The sequence below is a fragment of the Streptomyces phyllanthi genome (assembly GCF_009377205.1).
Classification (GTDB): domain Bacteria; phylum Actinomycetota; class Actinomycetes; order Streptomycetales; family Streptomycetaceae; genus Streptomyces; species Streptomyces phyllanthi.
Genome location: NZ_VJZE01000843.1, coordinates 1 through 1,914 on the forward strand (window position 1 = coordinate 1; position 1,914 = coordinate 1,914).

Consider the following 1,914-nt stretch of genomic DNA (forward strand, 5'->3'; position numbering starts at 1 on the left):
GTCATGCGTTCAGGGTACGGCTCCGGGGGCGGGCGAGCCGTGGCGAGGCCGGAGGACGGGCGCCCACGGCGCACATCACACTGGCCCCATGACACTCGACGCTCTGACAGATGTCGCGGGCCTGCGGGTCGGGCATGCCACCCTGACCGGCGGCGGCCGGCTCACCGGGACGACGGTGGTGCTCGCCCCCGAGGGCGGCGCGGTCGCGGCCGTGGACGTACGCGGTGGCGGTCCGGGGACCAAGGAGACGGACGCGCTCGATCCGCGGAACGTGGTGCGGAGGGTCGAGGCGGTCGTGCTGACCGGGGGCAGTGCGTACGGGCTGGACTCGGCGTCGGGGGTGATGGCCTGGCTGGAGGAGCGCGGGCGCGGGGTGCGGGTGGGTCCCGAGCCGGCGCATGTCGTGCCGGTCGTGCCCACGGCCTGCGTCTTCGATCTGGGCCGTGGCGGCGACTTCCGGGCCCGGCCCGATGCGGCCACCGGGCGGGCCGCGGTCGAGGCGGCCGCCGCGAGCGGGCCCGGCGCGCCGGTCGCGGAGGGATGTGTGGGCGCCGGTACCGGGGCGACGGTCGGACAGCTCAAGGGCGGGGTCGGCACCGCGAGCGCCGTGCTCGGCTCGGGCATCACGGTGGCCGCGCTCGTGGTGGCCAACGCGGCGGGATCGGCGATACATCCTGAGACGGGGGTGCTGTACGGGGAGTTGTTCCAGGAAGGGGGACGGGTGAGTCCTCCGGCGACGGAGGTCCACGAGGCAGCGCGGCGGCGGCTCACGGAGGCCGCGGCCCAGAACGTCTCTCCCCCGCTGAACACGACGCTCGCCGTGGTGGCCACCGACGCCGATCTCACCCGTGCCCAGGCCCAGAAACTGGCGGGCACGGCCCACGACGGCATCGCCCGCGCCGTACGCCCCGTCCACCTCCTCAACGACGGCGACACGGTCTTCACCCTGGCCACCGCCGCCCGCCCGCTGGCCTCGGACAGCCCCCTCGCCCTCAACGAGGTACTCGCGGCGGGCGCGGACGTGGTGACGCGCGCGATCGTGCGAGCCGTCAGGGCGGCGAAGTCGGTGGAGGGTCCCGGCGGAATGTGGCCCTCGTACGAGGAGTTGTACGGGGCGCTGTAAGGCGAGCTGGAAAGGCAGTTGGGAGGGCAGTTGGACGGGGGCCGTCCGGGCCCCGGCGACAGATTCACAGATTCACCGAACGGAGAGAAACTCGGCATGGCCGTCATCCATCAGGCAACCCTCAAGCCGACCAAGCTGGAACTGCTCACCTCCTGGCTGCCCTCCCGACCGTGGTACCGCGGCGGCGCGGGCGAACCGCAGCCGGTCAAGGCGGGCGGCTTCCGGCTGGACGACCCTCAAGGGGAGGTCGGGATCGAGTTCATCGTGGTCACCGACACCGCCGGCCCCGACCCGGCCACGTACCTCGTGCCGCTCACCTATCGCGGCGCTCCGCTCGACGGGGCGGAGCACGCCCTGATCGGCACCATGGAGCACTCGGTGCTGGGGCGGCGCTGGGTCTACGACGGATGCCACGACCCGGTGCTGGTGGCCCAGTTGCTGGCCCTGGTCGAGGGCCGGGTCCAGGCCCAGGACCAGAGCATCAGCGACAGCGTCGACCGGGAGGTCACCCGTTCCTACGTCGGCGAGGGCGTCACACCGACGGACGGCGCGACCGCTGCCGCCGACACCGGGGAGGGAACCGAGGTGTCCGTGACGGACGGCCGGATCCTCCGGCTGCACCGGGTCCTGCATCCCGCGCCCGACGGGGCGCCTCTCCTTTCCCCGGCAGCGGTCGGTCATGTCGGCGGGGCGTGGCAGTCGCCGGACGGCAGCCGTGCTCGAGGGCTGTTCGCCGTGCTGAGTACCGGACTTCGGGCCTGAGCCCACCGAACCCACCGACCCACCGACCC

2 protein-coding genes are annotated in these 1,914 nt (G+C 73.6%); both read left to right on the plus strand.

Annotated features, from left to right (window positions below; translation table 11 throughout):
* Nucleotides 1–88 precede the first annotated feature (88 nt).
* Nucleotides 89–1,123: a P1 family peptidase gene (locus tag FNH04_RS45470; RefSeq protein ID WP_152792070.1), complete on the plus strand. Its 1,035-nt coding sequence runs from the start codon at nt 89–91 to the stop codon at nt 1,121–1,123.
* Between the two features lie 96 nt (nt 1,124–1,219).
* Nucleotides 1,220–1,885, plus strand: coding sequence for a maltokinase N-terminal cap-like domain-containing protein (locus tag FNH04_RS45475; RefSeq protein WP_152792071.1), 666 nt, complete (start codon nt 1,220–1,222; stop codon nt 1,883–1,885).
* Nucleotides 1,886–1,914: the final 29 nt, after the last annotated feature.

Bases quoted from the DNA above. Each gene is read 5' to 3' on its own strand.
- FNH04_RS45475 (WP_152792071.1), top strand. From the start codon at position 1,220: ATGGCCGTCATCCATCAGGCAACCCTCAAGCCGACCAAGCTGGAACTG.
- FNH04_RS45470 (WP_152792070.1), top strand. From the start codon at position 89: ATGACACTCGACGCTCTGACAGATGTCGCGGGCCTGCGGGTCGGGCAT.